The organism is Shewanella sp. Pdp11, from assembly GCF_002838165.1.
GTDB classification, from domain to species: domain Bacteria; phylum Pseudomonadota; class Gammaproteobacteria; order Enterobacterales; family Shewanellaceae; genus Shewanella; species Shewanella hafniensis.
Map to the genome: position 1 here is coordinate 1,801,201 of NZ_CP015194.1, position 21,369 is coordinate 1,822,569.

19 protein-coding genes are annotated in these 21,369 nt (G+C 48.4%); 10 read left to right on the forward strand and 9 right to left on the reverse strand.

Annotation, left to right across the window (positions count from 1 at the left end; all coding sequences use genetic code 11):
• Positions 1 to 33: 33 nt before the first annotated feature.
• The 5 genes from AYJ58_RS07985 to AYJ58_RS08005 all read left to right on the forward strand — a co-directional run bounded on the left by AYJ58_RS07985 (position 34) and on the right by AYJ58_RS08005 (position 4,272).
• On the forward strand, positions 34 to 1,077 hold the full coding sequence (locus tag AYJ58_RS07985) for an aminoglycoside phosphotransferase family protein (RefSeq protein WP_232790876.1): 1,044 nt from the start codon (positions 34 to 36) through the stop codon (positions 1,075 to 1,077).
• Positions 1,074 to 1,751 carry an N-acetylmuramate alpha-1-phosphate uridylyltransferase MurU gene (murU, locus tag AYJ58_RS07990; protein ID WP_106649689.1) on the forward strand — a complete coding sequence of 226 codons (678 nt, stop codon included), beginning with the start codon at positions 1,074 to 1,076 and terminating at the stop codon, positions 1,749 to 1,751. The genes AYJ58_RS07985 and murU overlap by 4 nt, the downstream gene beginning before the upstream one ends.
• 69 nt (positions 1,752 to 1,820) lie before the next feature.
• Positions 1,821 to 2,609: a co-chaperone DjlA gene (djlA, locus tag AYJ58_RS07995; RefSeq protein ID WP_106649690.1), complete on the forward strand. Its 789-nt coding sequence runs from the start codon at positions 1,821 to 1,823 to the stop codon at positions 2,607 to 2,609.
• A 41-nt stretch (positions 2,610 to 2,650) separates the two neighbouring features.
• The gene (locus AYJ58_RS08000; protein WP_106649691.1) at positions 2,651 to 3,283 is read left to right on the forward strand and encodes a porin family protein; all 633 of its coding nucleotides are present in this window, start codon (positions 2,651 to 2,653) and stop codon (positions 3,281 to 3,283) included.
• A 35-nt stretch (positions 3,284 to 3,318) separates the two neighbouring features.
• Positions 3,319 to 4,272: a D-2-hydroxyacid dehydrogenase gene (locus tag AYJ58_RS08005; protein ID WP_106649692.1), complete on the forward strand. Its 954-nt coding sequence runs from the start codon at positions 3,319 to 3,321 to the stop codon at positions 4,270 to 4,272.
• Positions 4,273 to 4,337: 65 nt separating this feature from the next.
• Here the strand turns inward: AYJ58_RS08005 and AYJ58_RS08010 are convergent, their stop codons facing one another.
• From AYJ58_RS08010 to purT, 4 genes are all read right to left on the reverse strand, one after another.
• Positions 4,338 to 6,617, reverse strand: coding sequence for a hypothetical protein (locus tag AYJ58_RS08010; protein WP_106649693.1), 2,280 nt, complete (start codon positions 6,615 to 6,617; stop codon positions 4,338 to 4,340).
• Positions 6,607 to 8,067 (reverse strand): DUF3142 domain-containing protein, encoded by a 1,461-nt coding sequence (locus AYJ58_RS08015; protein WP_106649694.1) that lies wholly within the window; start codon positions 8,065 to 8,067, stop codon positions 6,607 to 6,609. Before AYJ58_RS08015 ends, AYJ58_RS08010 begins: the two co-directional genes overlap by 11 nt.
• A 141-nt stretch (positions 8,068 to 8,208) precedes the next feature.
• Positions 8,209 to 9,933, reverse strand: a complete 1,725-nt coding sequence (locus AYJ58_RS08020; RefSeq protein ID WP_106649695.1) for an RluA family pseudouridine synthase — start codon at positions 9,931 to 9,933, stop codon at positions 8,209 to 8,211.
• A 358-nt stretch (positions 9,934 to 10,291) separates the two neighbouring features.
• Complete coding sequence (purT, locus tag AYJ58_RS08025; protein ID WP_106649696.1) at positions 10,292 to 11,467, reverse strand: formate-dependent phosphoribosylglycinamide formyltransferase; 1,176 nt, start codon at positions 11,465 to 11,467, stop codon at positions 10,292 to 10,294.
• Positions 11,468 to 11,733: 266 nt separating this feature from the next.
• Here purT and AYJ58_RS08030 point away from each other — a divergent pair, with 266 nt between their 5' ends.
• The 3 genes from AYJ58_RS08030 (at position 11,734) to AYJ58_RS08040 (ending at position 14,899) form a co-directional block, all read left to right on the forward strand.
• Positions 11,734 to 12,114 carry a DUF3302 domain-containing protein gene (locus AYJ58_RS08030; RefSeq protein WP_106651780.1) on the forward strand — a complete coding sequence of 127 codons (381 nt, stop codon included), beginning with the start codon at positions 11,734 to 11,736 and terminating at the stop codon, positions 12,112 to 12,114.
• A gap of 1 nt (position 12,115) precedes the next feature.
• Complete coding sequence (locus tag AYJ58_RS08035; protein ID WP_106649697.1) at positions 12,116 to 13,261, forward strand: HlyD family secretion protein; 1,146 nt, start codon at positions 12,116 to 12,118, stop codon at positions 13,259 to 13,261.
• Between the two features lie 126 nt (positions 13,262 to 13,387).
• Positions 13,388 to 14,899 carry an AAA family ATPase gene (locus tag AYJ58_RS08040; protein ID WP_106649698.1) on the forward strand — a complete coding sequence of 504 codons (1,512 nt, stop codon included), beginning with the start codon at positions 13,388 to 13,390 and terminating at the stop codon, positions 14,897 to 14,899.
• Between the two features lie 103 nt (positions 14,900 to 15,002).
• On the opposite strand, the gene AYJ58_RS08045 is transcribed toward AYJ58_RS08040, so the two are convergent.
• From AYJ58_RS08045 to cysP, 4 genes are all read right to left on the reverse strand, one after another.
• Positions 15,003 to 16,133 carry a sulfate/molybdate ABC transporter ATP-binding protein gene (locus AYJ58_RS08045; RefSeq protein ID WP_106649699.1) on the reverse strand — a complete coding sequence of 377 codons (1,131 nt, stop codon included), beginning with the start codon at positions 16,131 to 16,133 and terminating at the stop codon, positions 15,003 to 15,005.
• A complete protein-coding gene (cysW, locus tag AYJ58_RS08050; RefSeq protein WP_011846041.1) occupies positions 16,130 to 16,996 on the reverse strand; it encodes a sulfate ABC transporter permease subunit CysW in 867 nt (288 codons plus the stop codon). The genes AYJ58_RS08045 and cysW overlap by 4 nt, the downstream gene beginning before the upstream one ends.
• A 9-nt stretch (positions 16,997 to 17,005) precedes the next feature.
• Positions 17,006 to 17,851 carry a sulfate/thiosulfate ABC transporter permease CysT gene (cysT, locus tag AYJ58_RS08055; protein WP_012088487.1) on the reverse strand — a complete coding sequence of 282 codons (846 nt, stop codon included), beginning with the start codon at positions 17,849 to 17,851 and terminating at the stop codon, positions 17,006 to 17,008.
• 195 nt (positions 17,852 to 18,046) lie between these two features.
• On the reverse strand, positions 18,047 to 19,054 hold the full coding sequence (gene cysP / locus AYJ58_RS08060; protein ID WP_106649700.1) for a thiosulfate ABC transporter substrate-binding protein CysP: 1,008 nt from the start codon (positions 19,052 to 19,054) through the stop codon (positions 18,047 to 18,049).
• Between the two features lie 212 nt (positions 19,055 to 19,266).
• On the opposite strand from cysP, the gene cysM reads away from it, so the two are divergent.
• Entirely contained in the window at positions 19,267 to 20,145 is an 879-nt protein-coding gene (cysM, locus tag AYJ58_RS08065; RefSeq protein ID WP_106649701.1) for a cysteine synthase CysM, read from the forward strand.
• A 93-nt stretch (positions 20,146 to 20,238) separates the two neighbouring features.
• Here cysM and AYJ58_RS08070 read toward each other — a convergent pair whose 3' ends face one another.
• On the reverse strand, positions 20,239 to 20,775 hold the full coding sequence (locus AYJ58_RS08070; protein ID WP_106649702.1) for a DUF4136 domain-containing protein: 537 nt from the start codon (positions 20,773 to 20,775) through the stop codon (positions 20,239 to 20,241).
• A gap of 206 nt (positions 20,776 to 20,981) precedes the next feature.
• Between AYJ58_RS08070 and AYJ58_RS08075 the strand changes: the two genes are divergently transcribed.
• Positions 20,982 to 21,287, forward strand: a complete 306-nt coding sequence (locus AYJ58_RS08075) for a DUF1289 domain-containing protein (RefSeq protein WP_006085794.1) — start codon at positions 20,982 to 20,984, stop codon at positions 21,285 to 21,287.
• Positions 21,288 to 21,369: the final 82 nt, after the last annotated feature.

The following is a 21,369-nucleotide window of genomic DNA, read 5'->3' on the forward strand; positions in this document are numbered from 1 at the left end:
ATAATAAAGCAATTTTTCTTTAAGAGCCATGAAATGACTTTATCCGATCCGAGATTTCTTTCCCTAAATCAGTGGCTGAATGCATATTTTTCCGATGAGGTGACACCGATATTGATTTCCGGTGACGCAAGTTTTAGACGTTACTTTCGGATCACGACGCCCGATGCCACCTTTATCGCCGCCGATTCACCGCCACAACTGGTGCCCATCGCGCCCTTTATCGCCTTATCTAATGCCTATGCCGCCGCGGGATTGACAGTTCCAAAAGTGATCCATGCCGACACTGCTCAAGGTTTTATGCTGATGAGCGACTTAGGCGATACCCAGCTGTTATCTGTGCTTAACGTGCAAAATGTGGCTGACTATTATCGTCAGGCGCTCGATTTACTGCCGCAAGTGGCTTCTGTGGTTGCAAGTCAGTATCTTGATAGCGGCCTCGTTCAGCCCTTACCTCTGTACGATGAAGCCTTTGTTCGCCGTGAATTGCACATCTTTACTGAGTGGCTACTCGGCACTCATCTTAATTTGTCTTTGGACGAGTCAGAGCTGCAAATGCTAAGCGATAGCTTCGATCTGCTTGTCGACAATGCGCTATCTCAACCTAGTGTGGGGATGCATAGGGATTTCCATAGCCGCAATCTTATGCTGCAAGCAGGCGAATTGTGCGTAATTGATTTTCAGGATGCCGTCGTCGGCCCTGTGACCTACGACGCGGTATCGCTATTGCGTGATTGTTATATTCGCTGGCCGCAGCCGTTAGTTACAGACTTGATGCAATACCATTATCAGCAAGCACTCGCGCTAGGCTTCATTCCCGCACAGACCCCCCTTGAGCAATATCAAACTTGGTTTGATCTCATGGGCTTACAACGTCACATCAAGGCGGTGGGGATTTTTGCAAGGTTAAATTATCGTGACAGTAAACCTGCGTATATGGCGGATATTCCACTGACATTAACGTATATTGTCGACATCGCCATGCAGTATCCCGAACTCGTGCCATTTGCACACTGGTTGACTCGTCGCGTGTTGCCTGTGTTTACAGCTAGCCAGTCTTTATCTGAGGTTAAGCAATGAAAGCCATGATCTTGGCCGCCGGACGAGGTGAGAGGTTACGGCCGTTAACGGATAATATGCCTAAACCTATGGTGCCAGTATTAGGTAAACCGTTGATTGTTTATCATATTGAAAAACTTGCCGCGTTAGGCATAGTCGATATCGTCATTAATCATGCTTGGCTGGGGCATAAATTAGTCGAGGCGCTGGGCGATGGCAGCGCTTTTGGGGTGCGAATTCGCTATAGCGCCGAAGAGAGTGCGCTTGAAACCGGCGGCGGCATTAAACGGGCTTTGCCTTTATTGTGTGAGGGGGAAAGTGATGAGCCCTTTTTGGTCATTAATGGCGATGTATTTATCGATGCTTTACCGCCGATCACGCAGCTTGCTGCCGATACGCTCGCCCATCTCTGGCTAGTGCCTAATCCTGAGCAGCATCCGCAGGGGGATTTCGCCTTGAGTGGCAATCGAGTGCAGGAGCTTGGTGAGACTAAGCACACTTTCTCTGGCATGGGCATTTATCGGCCGTCGCTGTTTAATCACACGCCGCAGGGCGCGTTTGCACTCGGTCCGCTGCTTAGAAAGCAAATGGCCCAAGGCCGAGTCAGCGGCGCGCTGTTTCACGGGCTTTGGTGCGATGTTGGCACGATTGAACGCCTGCAAGGGCTCGAACTGAGATTACAAAGCAATACCTAAATATCTGTGCTTGCTTATCCATAGGATAGTGCTGGCACATCAAATACATTATAGAAATCAGGATATAAGATGCGCTTTTGGGGTAAGTTTTTTGGGTTTATCATTGGCTTTATGTTCGGCCGCATCTTTGGTGCTTTGCTCGGCTTGTGGCTCGGACACCTCTACGATAAGCGCGCGGCTTCTGGCGTGGGGTTTCGACAAGTTCTAGGGCAGGCTAAGAATCGCCAAGCGATCTTCTTTAACACCACCTTTGCGGTGATGGGGCATGTGGCGAAAGCGTCGGGACAGGTGACTGAAACCGATATTCGCATCGCGACCCTGTTGATGGAGCAAATGCGCTTAACCGGTGAAGCCCGTAAAGAAGCACAGCAGGCGTTTCGCGAGGGGAAATCGGCGGATTTTGATCTGCGCAGCAGCCTCCAAGCTTTTCGTGTTATTACCATGGGACGCAAAGAGTTAGTGCAGATGTTCATCGAAATTCAGATCCAAACGGCATTGTCCGATGGTGAACTGGATCCCGCTGAACACGCTATCTTGATGACGATTGCCCAAGAGTTAGGTTATGGTCGAGCGCAGTTAGATGAGTTACTGAAGCGCTGGCAAGCGGAGTTTCGCTTTCATCAGACCTCAAGTGGCAACAAAACATCGATTACCGATGCCTACAGTTTGCTGGGGATTACTAACGAGGCCAGCGACCAAGAAGTTAAGCGAGCTTACCGTAAGTTGATGAACGAACATCATCCCGATAAGTTAGTCGCTAAAGGCCTGCCACCGGAAATGATGGAGCTGGCAAATCGTAAGGCACAGGATATTCAAGCAGCCTATGATAGAGTCAAGTCTGAACGTGGTATGCGTTAGTCTTGATTGCTTTGGATTGTATAAAAGATAAGGAATTCATTATGAAACACACGCATTGCCTGTTGCTGTTGGCGAGTTTGTTACCTGTGACTATGTCCGCGCAGGCTGAGGTGTTTGTCGCACCTTTTGGCGGTTATAGTCTGGGTGGCGGTCAATTTGATGTTAATCAAATTGACGTCAACGCAGATCAAACGGGCGACAAGAAAAATGTGAAGATCGAGGAATCAAGCCATTACGGCCTGATGCTGGGCATTGGCACGAATGATCCTGGTAATATTTATCTTTTATACAGTCACCAAGCCTCTGAACTCAAAAGTGGCGGTTTGTTTACGCCCGATCGTCTTACCTCGTTAGACTTAGATTACATCCACTTAGGCGGCACTTTATATTTCCCCCGTGGCGATATTCGACCCTATGTCACCGCAAGTGCGGGGATAACCCGCATGTTGCCCTACGCTTGGTCGAGTGAAACGCGTTTCTCTATGGGAGTTGGCGGCGGGGTAGAGTATCAAGTGACTCCACACTTTGGTTTGTTTGCAGATATCCGCGGTTACGCGACGTTTATCAACAGCGACAGTTCGTTGTTTTGCAATGAAGATGAATGCCTATGGCACATTACGTCGGATGTGATGTGGCAGGCGCAGGCTAACCTTGGGCTCAAAGTCAGTTTTTAGCGCTAACACATCGTCTTAAAAGGAGATTTAGCGGCATGAAGATAGTTGTACTCGATGGCGAAACCTTAAATCCTGGCGATCTCAGTTGGCAATCCTTGACTGAATTAGGCGAGTTTGCGTGTTTCCCCCGCACCGCTGGCGCCGATATTGTCGCGCGTGCCCAAGGTGCAGAGATCATTCTCACCAATAAAACGCCGCTTAATGCTAAGACTCTGGCGCAACTTCCGGAACTGAAATATATAGGTGTATTGGCAACGGGCACTAACGTTGTTGATATAGCGGCAGCTAAAGCGCAAGGCATAGTGGTTACGAATGTGCCGGCCTATGCGCCCGATGCCGTAGCGCAGATGGTGTTTGCCCATATACTGCATCACACCCAAGCCGTGGCTGCCCATCATCAAGCGGTGGTTGATGGTCAGTGGGTGAACTGCCAAGATTTTTGTTTCACCTTAATGCCGCTGCAATCCTTAAAAGGCAAGACTTTAGGCTTAATAGGTTACGGTGATATTGGCCAGCAGGTTGGGACGCTCGCCCTTGCATTCGGGATGAAAGTGCTCGTCAATACCCGCTCTGTTATCAAAGACTTGACCCAAGGTTCCACTTGGGTACCGCGTGATACTGTGCTGAGCGAATCAGATATTATCTCGCTGCATTGCCCGCTTACCCCTGAGACTGAGCAATTTATCAATCAGCAAGCACTCGCCTTGATGAAGCCTAATGCGCTGCTTATTAATACGGCGCGCGGTGGATTAATTGATGAGGCCGCGCTTGCAGCAGCGCTTTCACAAAATCGTTTATTTGCCGGTGTCGATGTGTTATCGACCGAGCCGCCCAGTGCGGATAATCCCTTATTGCATGCACCGAATATCAGCATTAGTCCCCACAACGCGTGGGCGACTAAGGAAGCTAGACAAAGTCTACTCAATATTGCCGTGGCTAATGTGCACGGTTATTTACAGGGTGACGTGATTAACTGTGTGAACAAGTAAAGTGGTATGCGTCTTTCTCTCTTTTCATCATATCGACGTTAAGAGAGAAAGACCTGAATGGTTAGTTATGCTTGAGCCTTTCTTCTACGCATCCACCACACACCTAATAAACCCGTGATGGCTAATACGCCAAATACAACCGGCTTTTTCAGCTTATGGTACAGGACGTTCCATTCTGCAATTTCATTGGCTTGCGCTCGTTTTACTGCACCGTCAAAATCGGGGGCTTCACACTGCATACCAAAGTTTTCGGCCCAAGGCACAAAGGGGCCGTTGGCGACGTATTTTTTGTAGTAGCGTAGGGCAAGTTCTTGATCTCGATACAATACCCAACCCGTGGCTTGGCAGAGTAGCGCGGCATAGGCTTGGCTGTTGTGGGGAACATGCTCCGATGCCTTGTTGGCCAGTTCTGCAGCAGTGTAGCGATAATGGAAGCGTTTATCGGGAACGGCTTGGCTGGCGCTTAATCGCAGTTGTTCTTTCTCTGCTAACTTGCTCGGCTCATTCCAATCGCTTAGATCGAATACCCCTTGGTAGATAGCGTAATCTGGAGCTAATTCAAACCCTAAGATTTCCATACCTTGGTGGCGGGCAAGTTCTGCCGCAGCCCAATAGGCCTTAGCGCTATCTATGCCTGTTGCATTTTTCGCCGCGTTCAGCTCAGTACCGTAGGCGAGGGCGCTGGCATTAAGATTCGGATTAGGGAAATAAGCAGGCGCTTCAGCGATAGCCCCTTCACGTAATAATCTGCGACCTAACAAGTAGCGTAAGCGATTGTTAATCGGCTCTATATTATCGTACCAGTCGCTATCTTTAGGGTATTCGAAGGCGATAAGCGGCACATGCTCGTCGATAAATAACTTAAGTTCAGCCGTGGTGAGCACGCGCTCCGCCACATAGGCTATGTCTTGCCAGTATTCGTCGCCGCTGGCGAGTAAGTGATTGAGCGCATCGACATATTCACCGCGCTCTAGGGATAACACCCCTTGCTCGGCGCGAATACGGCAGTAAGTGGCTTTATCTTCATCGGCATTAATGGCTTGCTGCTGAGTCTCTTCGGCATCAACTGTAGCCAATGCTTCATCGGATTGTTTGGGGAAGTGACGCGCCGCCTGAGCATAGGCCTTGGCCGCCTCTGCTTGATCGCCCTTTTGTAGCATTAATTTAGCGGTTAGCCACCAAGTGAGGCCGCTGGGTTTCGCGAGCGTCAATAGGCGCTCAGCACTGGCGTAATCCCCTAGCTGGTAATAAATTGCCGCTAATTTATCGCCATGGTTGAGCTGTAAACCATCGGTTGGAAACACTTTGAGGATTTCAGCTACCTTTGAGCCCATTTCCGAAAGCTGGCCATCGTAGGCAAATTCATTGGTGCTGCTTTGCCAATAGGCAATCAATAACTGCTGCACGCTTGTCTGTTGCAGCAACGGTTTCAGCTCAGCAATGTCTTTCCCCATCAAGGTACGGCTTAACATCAATAAAGAATCATAACCGCCGCTATCGCCCTGTACTGATTGGGTGGCATAGAGCTCAATAGCCTTATTCAGTGCATCAGGGTTAAGCATCATTTGTAGCTCAGTATCATCTGCACCTTGATTGGCAACTTGTGGGCTCGGCTGGCCTTGGTGCAGCAGGATATAAGCCTGCTCACCTAGGCTTGCTAAGCTCAAGCGCAGGGGATCGGCGGCGCCTTGGGCGACTTCGGTTTGCAATTGAGTCAGGTAAGCGTTGGCACGATTAAAGTGCTCAGGATCCGCTGAGGTTTTACTTAAGATAAGCTCAATACGCGACAGCGAATAGAGTGCCCACAGGCTGCGAGATGCGCGTTCGCTTTCTGGTAATTTAATGATTTTGCTGAAATAGTTACTTGCTCTATCATAATCTTGTGCCTCAAACGCCACGGCGCCTAAGGTGTACCAGGTCAGCGCTTGGGGCAGATCCTTATCCAACTTGGCGGCCATTTGTTCGGCCTCGATTGGGCCTGTCGCATCCCTTAGTGTGTTCACTAAGATCAAATGGGCTTCACTTAATTCGCTGTTTTCAAAAGCACGAGTTTGTGACAGATAACGGCTATGCACTTCATCCCACAGATATTCCTGCGCAGCTGGCGCATCTTGATACTGCCAAGGCAAAGGTTTTGCGAGGGCGGTAAGCTGCTGGCTGAAAGAGGTTTGTGGTAAATAACTGAGATTACTCTGTCTGTCTTGAGTCAATTGCAAAGGGAAGTCGGGGCCGCAGGCCAATAGCATTGGCGAAAATAGGCTTAAACAGATAAGCGTGGTCTTTTTAAGCATAAAAGCCCGATTGGATTTTGCCATTGTGGACGATGGTGTTGGCTTATGGCGCATAAATTCCCTGTAAATATAATGACTCACAACGTGCCCAGCCTATCACTTTGTGGCCGCCAGGGTTGAGCATGTGTTTTTGAGTTTGTTTGTGTGCTTGCGGCATTGGCATGTTCGTCGCGCTTGGAGCAGTGTCAGTCGGCGCCAATGTGGCGGTATTTTCAGCTCGCCACTGCCAGATTAACAGCCCATTTTTTTGTATCACGCGATAGCCATTTTGCGCATCATACCCGCTGCAAGCTTGTCCCGCTAGGGACAAACTCGCGGGAATGTCGCCAGCAATATTACCGCGATTAATTAAGCTCAATTGGAAGAGCTGTGGCTTGAGGATTTGTTGGCTTTTAGCTTTATTTTCAGTGGCTAATGTTGTTTGAATATCGTTATCGCTTGAGAGCACTAATTCAATCTTGGCGGTAAGCTCACCTTGCTGCGCCACAGCGATTAAGGTATCAAGTGGCCAAACCCTTTTATCTCCTTCCAGCGGGAGCCTGAACCAGATAATGCCTTTAAGCTTGGCATCAGTGCGGCTTTGCAGTTTGTGCACAAAAGCTTGTAACACTTGCGGATCTGCCATCAGTTCCTCAACAGCATGGGAGTCATTGAGTTGACCCCGTAGCGGTGTTTCACTCTCCACTTTATAACCTGAAGCTGTGCTGATGACCGCCGAGCCGTAAGCGGGGAGCGCAATAAGGTAAGGCACAGTGCTGATATTTGAGAGTTGCTGCACCCACTGCCAACCTTGAGTCGCATCGAATAGTCCGAGGCGTGGATCGCTTACGCTGTGAATTTGCAGCACGAGTTCATCAATATAAGTGAGCAATGCGGGGAAATCGGTGCTATTGAGCCAAGCGGGCAGGGCGGTAATGCTGAGTTTGAGCTCTGCTGGTAGCTGCGCTTTAAGCTTTTTAAGAAAATCCCGATAGGCGGGCAGTTTGCTGCTAGCGCTGTCGTGGTCGATTTCAACACCTGTGATGTGTGTGCCTTTTGCTTGCCAACTGTTAAGTACTTGGCTGATTTTATGGATCACTGCTTCATCATTTAAATGGCTCAGCTGGCCATCTAAGCGGATCACGGCGACTTTAGGTCTAGGATCGGCCTGAAGCCAAGCATGATTGACCGCGACTTCAAACCAAATATCAGCACCATTGGGTTTTGGATGCGCTTGCAGCGCTAGAATGTGCAATCCTTGGAATACCCCTTGGCTTTGCACTAATGCCGTTTGATTAGCGGGGCGCCATTGGCGCTGCCAGATATAGACTTCTTGCGCGAGTGGTTCGCGAGGTATTGCAGTTACGGAGGTGACTTCTGCTATATGACTGGCATTTAGGTTTGCTATGAGTTCACTCGGTTCCGATGCGGGCTGACAGGCGCTCATGAATACGGCGGCGCTCAGCAAAGCGCATAAGAACCCTTGATTTCGGCTAATGTTTTTAACCAGATTGCCTATACCCATACTACTGCTATCGATTCCGTTTTGAGTGAGGCATTACTATGCCCGAAAAAGCCCGCTTTTACATCGCGGTCAAACTTCTGATAATGCCCATTAAGCTTGGTTTTCCTTTTGCTGCCTTGTTAATCAATCAGAACTCAGATCTCAAAAATCAGGATCGACTTGAAAACGCATCTGCTTACGGGTAACGGGATGCAGAAGCATCAATAAATCGGCATGCAGATGCAGGCGATTGGCGCGAGTGCCGTAGAGGTCGTCACCGACAATCGGTGTATTTAGCCCCTCTGAGTGGGCGCAGTGAACCCTGAGTTGATGGGTTCGGCCCGTTTTAGGATACAGATACACGCGGGCTGTACGTGCCATTTCATCAAGTTGGCTCAAATCCCAATAGGTTTCGGCCGCTTTGCCAAACTCATGGCAAACGAGTTGTCTCGGTCTATCGTCTAAATCGCCACGCAAGGGTAAATAGATGTTACCCGTCGCCTGCGTATTTGCCATGACGGTAGGAATTCCCGCTAACAGCGCCACATAACGTTTAGTTACAGTGCGCTGGATAAATTGTTTTTGCAGCTGTTTATGGGCGTCTTTTGTCAATGCGATCACCATTAATCCCGAGGTCGACATATCGAGCCTGTGGACGATTAGCGGCCCTGTGGCATGGGGAAAGGTTTGGCGGATGCGCGAATACACTGAGTCTTCAATCTCTTTGCCGGGCACGGATAAAAACTCGGCGGGTTTGTTCACAATCGCCATCGCCTCGTCTTGATATAGGATACTTAAGGTTTTGCCTTCGGCGGGGTTGGTCAGCAGCGGGTTGTCATCGATTGCGAGCCCTTCGAGCATATGCCCCAAGATAGGTTGGCATTTTCGCAGGCAGGCGGGATAAAACTGCTTATGCTGGCGAATTTCTGATTTTGGCGGTGCGCCCCACCAAAACTCGGCAATCGCTAATGGCTTAAGGTCATGTTTAAAGGCGTAATGTAACAACTTAGGGGCGGCACATTCGCCCGAGCCTGCGGGCGGGGTTAACTCAACCGTGCCATTAAATATACCGTTAAGGCTCTTTTCTGTGCCTTTAATATTGAGGAATCGATACTGCTCAAACAGCTTTTGCTGCAGCGCCGCCGAAAGCCGTTTGCGCTGTTGTCGTAACGCGTCGCGCTCATCTGTCAGTTGGCTTAGCGCTTGGCTGATGGTATGAACACGTTCATCATAATAGTGTTTGATGTCTCTTAAGTTATTCTTTTCATTGACACTTTCTTGATTTAGCTTTGCCTCGGTTATTGCGTTTTCACGCAAGGTCTCATCAGTCGGATTGGTAGCCAATTGGGCTGCGAGTTGATTGCGCTGCGCCTTGCGGGACTTACGGCCATCGATCATCACTTGTCTGTGGGCGGCAAGTTTGGCTTGCGCTTGAGCTTGTTCAGTTTCTAGCTCGGTTGATAACCTCGGAATGTCGGGATGATTTTCTACTGCAAGTAGCTGCTCGTTAATTTGGTTGATTTGCAGGTTTTCGGCGTGGAAAAAATTGTCCTTAGCCAGCATATCAAACACAGGTGGAACGAAGCGCGGCCAATGGTTTTGCTCTGCTAACTTGCCCGAAAATGCCGACAAATAGCCCACTTCACCTTGCGGATTTTGTACCAGCAATACGCCGAACATCTTGCCAATGGCGCCAGTTAACTCACCCGTTAGGCCAAAGTTATGTTGCCAGTCGTGCTGAGTCTCGAGGTGGTGTTGTAATTCGTTGGCTGCAAGCACGCATAATGGATGCGGTTCGTAATAGAAAGGAAAGGTAAAACGTTGCGGCAGGGCATAGGCATCAATGGCTTGTGTGAAAGAGGTAAAGCAAGAAGGCTGAAGCTGCATTGGTTTCTACTACTTTTGGTTTCTATTACTAATGGTTTTTTGCTGCTGGAGTTTACTTAGATCACGCTAGAATTAAGCCACAGCTCGAAATCAATCGTCTTAATAAGCGCTCGCAATAAATTGCTCTGAACAACTCGCCCAAAATTAAACTCGTACCACAGGGCTTGTTTTGCTTGGCGTGCAATCTTAGGCCACAAGACAAAGGCGCTAGTTTACTCTGTCGGTTGGGGTGGGTCACTTTTTATTGGTAAAGGTTCTTGATGCTGTACTGTGTTGAAAAAAGGGAAATGGCGTTGCAGCGCATTTCCCTTTGATTTGTCGCTTGTGCTTGAAGCCAATTTAAAACCGATAAAACAGTTTAAAAGATGACCTTCACTTTACTGGCGCTATCGAGTGCTTTGCTGACTGCGCTGTCGATATCGATATCACGGGCAAGCGCGACACCTAAGCGGCGGCGGCCATCAATATCGGGTTTGGCGAATAATCTCAGCTGAGTGTTGACCGCCTCTAATGCGGCGGCAATGCCTTGGTAGCGGATATTGCTCGAGGTGCCTTCGGCCAAAATTACCGCCGAGGCGCTTGGGCCATGCTGATGGATATTGGGGATGGGCAGACCGAGAATTGCTCTCACATGCAGGGCAAATTCCGATAAATCTTGGCTGATAAGTGTCACGAGCCCTGTGTCATGTGGTCTTGGTGAGACCTCGGAGAAATACACTTCATTGCCTTTAACAAACAGCTCTACGCCAAATAATCCATACCCGCCAAGGGCTTCGACGACTTTGCTCGCGATCGCTTGGGATTTTGCTAACACTTCATCTGACATGGCTTGTGGCTGCCATGACTCACGGTAATCGCCATCTTCCTGTCTGTGGCCAATGGGCGCACAAAAGTGAATGCCGTTGACTGCGCTGATGGTTAACAGGGTGATCTCATAGTCGAAGGGAATAAAGCCTTCGACTATTACGCGACCGCCGCCAGCGCGGCCACCTTCTTGAGCGTATTGCCACGCTTTATGACTGAGGGCGATATCGCGAATAACACTCTGACCTTTGCCCGATGAACTCATCACAGGCTTAACCACACAGGGCACGCCTATTTCGCTAATCGCTTGATTAAATTCGGTTTCAGTATCACAGAAAAAATACGGAGAAGTCGGTAAACCTAAGGTTTCAGCGGCGAGGCGACGAATCCCTTCTCTGTCCATAGTGAGCTTAGTTGCCCGAGCTGTGGGGATGATATTTACCCCTTCGGCTTCCATGTCCACTAAGGTTTGGGTGGCGATGGCTTCAATTTCGGGGATGACTAAGTGCGGTTTTTCTAACTCGATAACTGCACGCAGGGCTTTAGCATCGAGCATATTGATCACATGGGAGCGATGGGCGACTTGCATGGCGGGGGCGTTGGCGTAACGGTCAACGCCAATCACTTCAACGCCTAAGCGTTGCAGTTCAATGGCCACTTCTTTGCCAAGTTCACCGCAGCCGAGCAACATGGCGCGTCGTGCGCCCTCAGTGTAGGGAGTGCCTATCATGTGTGATTCCTTTATTCGCAGTTGTAGGGATTGCGTCATGGCGCGCAATTTAGCCATGAGTTTAACGCGAACGGCACATTAGAGCATGATGTAAATAAACAAGTGTGCTTTAGATCACTGGGTTTGGTGTTAACACGATTCAATTTGACTTGGCTGGAAGTGATTGTTTTTTGTTGTTCTATAATGTTGTTTAGTTGTTAACTTTAGCCTTGAGATATTCAACTGTGTTTGCTTGATTAGTGATCATGATGATTGAGGGGATTCAAATGTTTTTAGATTACTTTGCGTTAGGGATTTTATTTTTTGTGGTTGTCGTTATTTTTTATGGTGTGATTGCTATCCATGATATTCCATACGAAATTGCCAAAAAGCGTAATCACCCACAGCAAGATGCCCTACATATTGCGGGCTGGGTGAGTTTATTTACGTTACATGCTATTTGGCCATTTTTATGGATCTGGGCCACCTTATATCGAGAAGATCGTGGCTGGGGATTTGGTACTGTGATGAAACGAGAGCAGGCGTTAGAGGAGGATGTGGGCACTTTACGTCAGACGGTAATAGCGTTACAAGCGAGACTTGAGCAATTAGAACAAGCAAGCGCCGCTGTTGAAGAGCCGAATACTACCAATAAAGTCGAGGTCTAAAATGGATCTATTGCTGATACTTACCTATGCCGCCATCTGTATTGTTATTTTTAAAGTGTTTAAAATCCCGCTGACTAAATGGACTGTGCCTACTGCCGTTTTGGGGGGCGTGGTGCTCATTGGTGCCTTAATACTGCTAATGAACTATAACCATCCTTATTCACGTTTTGCTCGGGAATATTTTGTCACCATTCCTATTACCCCTGCGGTAAAAGGGTTAGTGACTCGTGTTGAAGTGCAGCCAAATACTCCTGTTAAACAAGGAGATGTACTTTTCCGAATTGATCCCATCCCCTTTGAGGCCGTAGTAAAGCGTAAGCGTGCCGCGTTAGTCGCTGCCGAGTTAGAAGTGCCACAGCTCGCCGCGGCATTGGAATCGGCTAAAGCCAATGTTGAGCGAGTCAATGCTGATAAAGACCGTAATAAGTCTGCCTATGAACGCTATGAAAGCGGTCATCGAAAAGGAGGCGCTAATTCTCCCTTTACCGCATTGGAATTGGATAATAAACGCCAACTGTATCTTGCTTCTGAAGCGCAGTTAACTGCCGCAAGATCAGAAGAGTTACGGATGAGGCTTGCCTATGAGTCTAATATTGATGGCGTTAATACTAAAGTGGCTGGCTTGCAGGGAGATTTAGCGAGCGCACTCTATGATTTAGAGCAGACCATAGTACGGGCACCCGCTGATGGTATCGTCACGCAAATGGCGCTCCGTCCAGGGGCTATGGCTGTGCCTTTACCGTTAAGGCCCGTGATGAGTTTTATCCCTGATGAGCAACGTTATTTTGCCGGAGCCTTTTGGCAGAATTCTCTACTGCGCCTGAAAGAGGGCGACGAGGCCGAAATTATTCTCGATGCCGCGCCAGGGAAAGTGTTTAAAGGCAAAGTGGCGAAAGTGCTACCTGCAATGGCTGAAGGTGAAATCCAAATGGGTGGTGTATTAGCGTCCTCCAGTCGTCTGTTTCAAAATGGTCGAGTGGTTGTTTTGATTGATATCGATGACGACGCTATTCGTAAAGAGTTCCCTGCTGGAGTGTCAGGCCAAGTGGCTATTTACACTGAACACTTTCACCATGTGGCTGTAATGCGTAAGGTATTACTCAGGATGCAAGGCTGGTTGAATTACTTATTTTTTGATGGACATTAGTGCCTAAACCGTTAAATCTTGTTTGTTGAGCACTTTGTTCGGTTCAGTGTAAAGGTTGGTGTAAAGTCCAGTTCGCTGGACTTTTTTGTGGCAATTTTTAGGTTAGTTAAAAGGGATGTGAAAGACATGCAAGATATTCGCGATTTAACCTCAGTGCTGCGCTCCAATACGCCAATTGTAGTGATTGAAACCTATGAAGAATATCGCGTGGTCGAGTTACTTAAGCGGGTCGCCAGTGTACTCTATCAACCTGTGTTTACCTGGAGCATTACCCAAGGTTTAGCACGGGTCGATAAACCTATGGCGGCACAAAAATTTAATAGCGAACCCACAGATTTGCTTGGACAAATTAAATCAACCTCGCAGCAGGGGATTTATGTGCTGTGCGACTTTCATCCCTTTGTGATTGATGCGCCAAAAAATGTCCGTTTACTTAAAGAAATCGCCCTCGAATACGAAACGCTGCAACACACATTAGTGCTGGTGAGTCATGCCTTTGATATCCCGCCCGAAATCAAACGTTATTGCGCCTATTTTCAATTAACCTTGCCAAGCACAGTGCAATTGCAAAACCTGATTTATCTCGAAGTCGATAAAATTCGTCATCAAGGCACGTCTCTACAGGTCGATGATGCCGCTGTGGTCAAATTGGCGGAGAATCTGCGGGGCGTGACCTTAGACGATGCCCGCCGTTTGGTGCGCAAAGCCATAGTCGATGATGGCGCTATTACCTTGTCAGATATCGATGCCATCAATAAAGCCAAGTTTCAGTTACTCGACTTAAACGGTGTGCTGCAATTTGAATACGACACCAGTGATTTTTCGCAGATCGCCGGGCTGCATAATCTAAAAAAATGGCTCAAGCAACGTGTACCTATCGCGGCAGTCAGCACCCTTGGCCAAGCCGATAAGCCGACTTCTGTGCAACACACTAAGGCGCTCGATGCGCCTAAGGGGATTTTGCTGCTGGGTGTGCAGGGCAGTGGTAAGAGCCTCGCGGCTAAGGCGGTTGCGGGCGTTTGGCAACGACCTTTGCTCAGACTCGATATGGCAGCCTTATATAACAAATACATAGGTGAAACTGAGAAGAATCTACGGCATGCACTGGAGCTTGCTGACATGATGTCGCCCTGCGTGCTTTGGATAGATGAAATTGAAAAAGGCTTAAGCGGCAGTAGCAGCGATGAGGGCACATCGACGCGGATACTCGGCACCTTACTCACTTGGATGGCGGAGCGTAAATCTGAAGTGTTTGTGGTGGCGACCGCCAATGACATTCAAGCTCTGCCGCCAGAATTGATGCGAAAGGGCAGGATGGATGAAATCTTCTTTGTCGATTTACCCGACGAAGCTATACGCAAAGCCATCTTCTTAATCCACTGTCAGCGCCGTGGAATCGATGTGGCGAGCTTAGATCTCGCTCAATTATCGGCCCGCAGCCAAGGATTTTCCGGCGCCGAAATCGAACAAGCTGTAATTGCAGCTATGTATACCGCAAGAAGCGTTGAGCGCAGTGTTGATCAAGTGCTATTACTTGAAGAACTCAGCAAAACACGGCCTTTATCTGTGGTCATGAGCGATAAAATCAATGCGCTTAGGCAATGGGCCGCAGGTCGAACCGTGAATGCCCATGAGTAAGATTTTTGCTTGGTACCATGGGTGCTAGCTCGTTCCGGCGGACGGTTTTGGCGGTATCACTGCCCAGTGGTACCGCTAATATTGCTGATTTCAACCTTGATGATTAGATATCAAAGGCGAGACTGCCCGGAGTCAGGAATGGCCAGCTTAGACGCGTTGGCGAGCTTTCACCCTGTGCCCCAAAGAAGTAACCGGTTCTTGGGGTGGCGTAAACCATACTACCTTTTTGTAACCCGAGTTCATGCAGATTATGGTGGGTGAACTTGGCTTCCCACAACTCATCGCTATGCCAGCCGTGTGGGGATAATTCCAGTCTGACTTCGGCGCCAATGGGGGTCATGGAGACAATATCGAACGGCAAATTGGCCTGACTATTAGGCTTGTTTGACAGCGATAATTCGTGGCTGCGAACATAGAGCACGCCATCTTGCTGCAGTGTTTGTTGTTCTGGTGGCGTCAAAAATGCTTGGCCATTTTCCCAACGCTTTTGTTGCCAACTGGCTTCAAAGACATTGACGTTACCAAGAAAATCAAACACAAAGCGACTATTGGGATGCGAGTATAACTCAGCTGGTGTATTAATCTGCTCGATATGACCATTGCTCATCACCACCACTCTATCGGAGAGTTCAAGCGCCTCATCTTGATCGTGGGTCACAAATACGCTGGTGAATTTTAATTCCTCATGCAGGCTGCGTAGCCAGCGGCGTAGTTCTTTACGCACTTTGGCATCCAAGGCGCCAAAGGGTTCATCGAGTAGCAAGACTTCGGGTTGGGTTGCGAGTGCACGGGCCAAGGCAATGCGCTGTTTTTGTCCACCTGAGAGCTGTTCGGGGTAGCGCTGCGCGAGATGGCCTAGTTGCACTATTTCCAGCAATTGTGTCACACGTTTACGTATTTCTGCCGCTGAAGGTTTTTGCTTTTTGGACATGACTTCGAGTCCAAAGGCGACGTTATCGGCGACTGTCATGTGGCGAAACAGCGCATAGTTTTGAAACACAAAACCCACGCGTCTTTCACGCACATGCACTTGGGTGACATCTCGGTCACCGAAATAAATGTTGCCGCTATCGGCTCCCTCGAGCCCAGCAATAATCCGCAATAACGTGGTTTTACCTGAACCAGATGGTCCCAGCAGACCAATCATTTCCCCTTCTTGAATATCAAGATCCAGCGGGGAAAGCGCCTGAAACTTGCCAAATTTCTTGGAAATATTAGTAAGACGAATACTCATAGTTGGCTCTGCTCTTTATTGTCATTGGCGGATAAACTGCGTTGTTGTCGCCATTCAACGACGGCTTTTAGCATTAGGGTAACTAGCGCAATCAGGGCGAGTAAAGACGCGCTCGCAAAGGCGGCTTCGGCCTGATAATCTTCATACAATAATTGCACATGTAAGGGTAAGGTATTGGTTTCACCGCGAATGTTGCCAGACACAACAGCAACGGCACCAAATTCGCCCACGGCTCTGGCATTGGTGAGGATCACACCGTAAATCAGTGCCCACTTGATATTCGGGAGCGTCACTCGGCGGAAGAGTTGCCACCATGAGGCACCGAGGATCACTGCGGCTTCTTCTTCCGATGCGCCCTGTTGTTGCATCAATGGAATGAGTTCTCTGGCGACAAAGGGACATGTGACAAAAATGGTGACTAACAGTATTCCCGGCCAAGCAAACATGATCTGCAGATCGTGCTCATAGAGCCATTCACCCAGCCAACCACTGTTGCCATAGAGTAGCAAATAGAGCAAACCTGCGACGACAGGTGATACCGCAAACGGAATATCAATTAGCGTGATTAATAACTTGCGACCTGGGTATTCAAACCGAGTGACACTCCACGCCAGCATGATCCCGAACACTAAATTGATGGGGACGGTGAGCGCCGCAACCATCAGCGTCAAACCAATCGCATGCAGCGAATCTGGCTGAGTTAAGTGGCCAATATAACGCTCCCAACCTCCGACAAACGCTTGCTGAAAAATACTCACCAGCGGCAATAGCAACAATAGCAAGCCTAAGAACACCGCGAGGGTAATCAGGCTCCACTTGATAAGAGGGGCTTCACCGACTCTTAAGGGCTTAAATGAGTTCATGTTTGCTCCTTATCGTCCATGAATGCGGCGCAGATAACGCGCCTGCCACAGGTTTATTAGTAGTAATAGCAGTAGTGAGGTCATCAGCACCACAGAGGCAATGGCACTAGCACCAGCAAAATCAAACTCTTGCAGGCGGACAAAGATCATTAACGATGTGATTTCGCTGATATAGGGCATGTTGCCCGCAATAAAGATAACGGCACCAAACTCACCTAGGCTGCGGGTAAAAGACAGTGCAGTCCCGACCATCAAGGCTGGCCACAAGGACGGCAAAATGATCCGCCAGAATACCGCACGATCCGAGGCGCCAAGCGTCATGCCCGCTTCTTCTTCATCGTGGGATAACTCTTCGAGAACCGGTTGTACGGTACGCACCACAAAGGGAATACTGGTGAAAATCATCGCGACCACTATGCCTAGCGGGGTATAGGCGACTTTTATGCCCAGTTCTGCCAGTACACTACCGATTTGGCCATTTTCGGCATACAGGGTTGCTAAGGTGATACCGGCAACGGCGGTTGGCAACGCAAAGGGTAAATCCACCAATGCATCTAAGATGCGTTTGCCGGGGAATTCATAACGTACTAGCACCCATGCGAGTAACAATCCGAAAAGGCAGTTAAATAGCGATGCCGCGAGCGCCGATAGTATGGTAACTCGGTAACTCGCCAGCACCCGAGGATCTGTGATGACGCCCCAGTATTCGGACAAGCTCATTGAACTGGTCTGCATAATCAGCCCAGTGGTTGGCAATAATAAAATCAGGCTGACAAACAGTAGGGACACACCTAAGCTGATGGTAAAACCTGGAAGAACCCGCTTATGGCGTAAACGCCCGTTATTAAAAATCACAGAATAATCACCCGGTCAGGTTAATTGAGTTAATCCAATACGCTGTATTTGCCGTCAGCGATCGGCGGTCTGAGTTAAAGACTATCTAAGCCAACTTCGTTGCTTGCAAATCATCACCCGTCAACGCGCTAAAATTGCTTAACCCGGGACTGAGCCCGGGTTGCAATGTTAACCTTTTATCACAGCAAACTGGAATTAGCGTTTGAGTAACTGATCGAGTTTGGCACCGTTAGCAAACTGGGTTTTCATGGCATTATCCCAACCCCCAATGATTTGCTCAACAGTGAGCAGGTCAACCGTAGGGAACTGCTTAGCAAACTCAGCCTGAACCGTTTCGTTATGCACACGATAATTGAAACCGGCCAATAGTCGTTGTGATTCTTCGCTGTAGAGATAATTCAAATACTCAGTCGCTAGCTCTTGTGTGCCGTTGCGCTTAGCATTTTTCTCAACCACAGCAACGGGGAACTCAGCCAAAATCGATGTTTTTGGCACTATGACTTGGTAATCGTCTGCACCATACTGCTGGCGAATATTGTTCACTTCCGATTCAAACGTAATCAGCACATCACCGATACCACGTTCAACAAAGGAGGTGGTTGCACCACGACCGCCTGTATCAAACACTGCTACGTTGCCGAGGAATTTTTTCAGGAATTGGTCCTGTGAAGCCTGATTATCTTTACCAAAACTTTTTTGGGCATAACCTAAGGCGGCTAAATAGGTGTAACGCGCATTACCAGAGGTTTTTGGGTTAGGAAAGACCAGCTTAACGTCATCTCTGGCTAAATCGCCCCAATCGCTTACTTGCTTTGGGTTACCTTTACGAACTAAAAAAGCAATGGTGGAATAGTAAGGTGAACTGGCATTAGGCAGTAGTTGTTGCCAATTTTCTGGGATCAATTTACCGCGGTCATGGAGGATCTGTACGTCTGTTACTTGGTTAAACGTCACCACATCTGCTGGTAATCCTTGCAGAATTGAGCGCGCCTGTGCCGATGAACCTGCGTGGGATTGTTTAATCTCAACGGTTTTACCTGTTTTCTCTTGCCAATGTTTGGCAAAAACGGGGTTGTAGGCATTGAATAATTCCCGTGCGATATCATACGAGGAATTAAGCAGGGTTTGATCTGCGGCAGTCACATTGAGTGAGGTTCCCAGAATGAGGGTTCCTAGCAGGGCCTTTATCAATTTTACGGACATTTTGAACTCCTTAATCTGGCAATTTTGTCAGCGTTATGACACCTAGAGTAATAGAACTAATTATTTATAAAAAGCCAATTGAATAGAACTAATTTGAATAACTATGAGCGATTTATTTTATGCTATAAGCAGTATTCGCCGTGTTTGTTCGGGGCAACCCACTTAGAATAGGCTATTGCTTAGTTGTTTTTATCAAGTAAAGGATAATCCTAGTGTCTGACTTTCCGACAATTGAAGCCTGTATTGGGCAAACTCCGCTGGTTCGCTTGCAGCGGCTTAACTGTGGCACCTCAACTGTACTGTTAAAGTTGGAAGGGAATAACCCTGCGGGTTCAGTAAAGGATCGTGCAGCACTCAATATGATCATTCAGGCTGAACTTCGCCAAGAGATCAGCCCGGGTGACACACTTATCGAGGCGACGAGTGGCAATACTGGGATTGCCCTAGCGATGGCGGCGGCGATCAAAGGCTACAAGATGATCCTGATTATGCCGGAAAACTCCACCCAAGAGCGTAAGGATGCGATGCAAGCCTATGGTGCAGAACTTATGCTGGTGGATAACATGGAGACGGCGCGGGATTTGGCACTGCAGTTACAAACCGAAGGCAAAGGCAAGGTGCTGGATCAGTTTAATAATCAAGATAACGCGAATGCGCATTTCCTCACCACAGGTCCGGAAATCTGGCAACAGAGTCAAGGCAAGATCACTCACTTTGTCTCTAGCATGGGGACGACAGGCACCATAATGGGCGTGTCTAAATACCTTAAAAGCTGTAATCCTGACATCACCATTGTTGGCCTTCAGCCCGCTGATGGCAGTAGCATTCCTGGGATCCGCCGTTGGCCGCAGGCGTACTTGCCGGGGATTTTCGATGCATCCCGTGTTGATCTTGTGATGGATGTTGAAGAGCAAGATGCAAAAGCCATGGCAAGAACCTTAGCGCGTGAAGAAGGGATTTGTGCCGGCGTCAGTTCGGGCGGTGCTGCGTTTGCTGCGCTTGAGATAGCCAGACTGAATCCTGATTCAGTGGTTGTGGCGATTGTTTGTGATAGGGGTGATCGTTATCTTTCGTCAGGGCTTTTCTCCTGAGTCTTAGATATTTCGCCTAAGATATTTGACGACAAGCATTCTTCATTAATAAAAATGGGCGAAATTCGCCCATTTTTACTCACTAAGCCTTGATCATTTTGTCGGTGGGAACTGCGCCAAAATTCGGCTAACGGCTTTGGCGGTATCTTGGGCTTTCTCATTGCCGCTTGCATCGAAATCATAACTGTCGCTACCACGCCAAATGAGTGTTTTGGTTTTAGGGTCGACAATATCTATCTGAATAGTTTGAATTTTAGCGGTATCACTGCCCAGTGGTACCCCAACGCTAGTGCCAATTCCTATGCCCCCTGAACGGCCGAATGTGCCTGTGCCTAATCCAATCGATAACCCTGAATCCTTAGGTTTATCTTGGGTCAGTAGGGCGTAGGCGACGTTAAAGTCGGGGGCTTGGGTATTTTCGACAAAGCCTTTTTGAGTCAACTGGTTGTTAATTTCGACTTGAATGCGCTGGGCGCTGAGTGGGTCGTCTGTGGGCTGTGGCGTTAGCTGGGTAAAGCTGTGCAGTGTGCTGAAGTCGTAATTGAGATCGTAATCGTTTTTCGGTTTACTGCTGCAGGCGTTTAATAAGGCAACAGCGACGAGCAGACTGGCAAAGTGACGGTATCCCATGATAGTGCTCCAAGTTGTACAAACTCTGTTCAATGTGCCTTGATTAAGGTTGTTTCTGCAAGTACTTTAGATAAGTGTGTTGTATTTGAATCGCTTTAAACGCCACTTTGCCGCTTCATTTTTAGCAAAGGTCGATGATCCATGATTCATTTGGGCATACCGCATCGTGAGAACAGCTCATTTTGACAGAGGAATAGCGGCGGGTTATGGAACAGTTAGCCTTTTTTGATATCCCCAGTCCCTGTATCGGTGTGTGTCAAACTGATGCGCGCGGTTATTGTAATGGTTGCCTGCGAAGCCGTGACGAGAGATTCAATTGGTTAACGTTTTCAGATGCGCAAAAGTACGATGTCATTCGGCTGTGCACTCAACGTAAACGCCGTCGCCAGTTGGCGATGATGAAAGCAAGGCAAGCGCAAATAGAGCAAGAAAGGGCGGCGTTAAATCCGCAGTTGAATTTTGAGCCTGAGCCCGAAGCCGATCTGGATTTTGGTGGCTTCGAGCTAGACTAATAGTTTGAATTGCAAGTTAACTAGGCCAGTTAAATAGTCTTGTTTAACTCACTTGTTTTACTGGCTTGTAGAATTAGCGCAT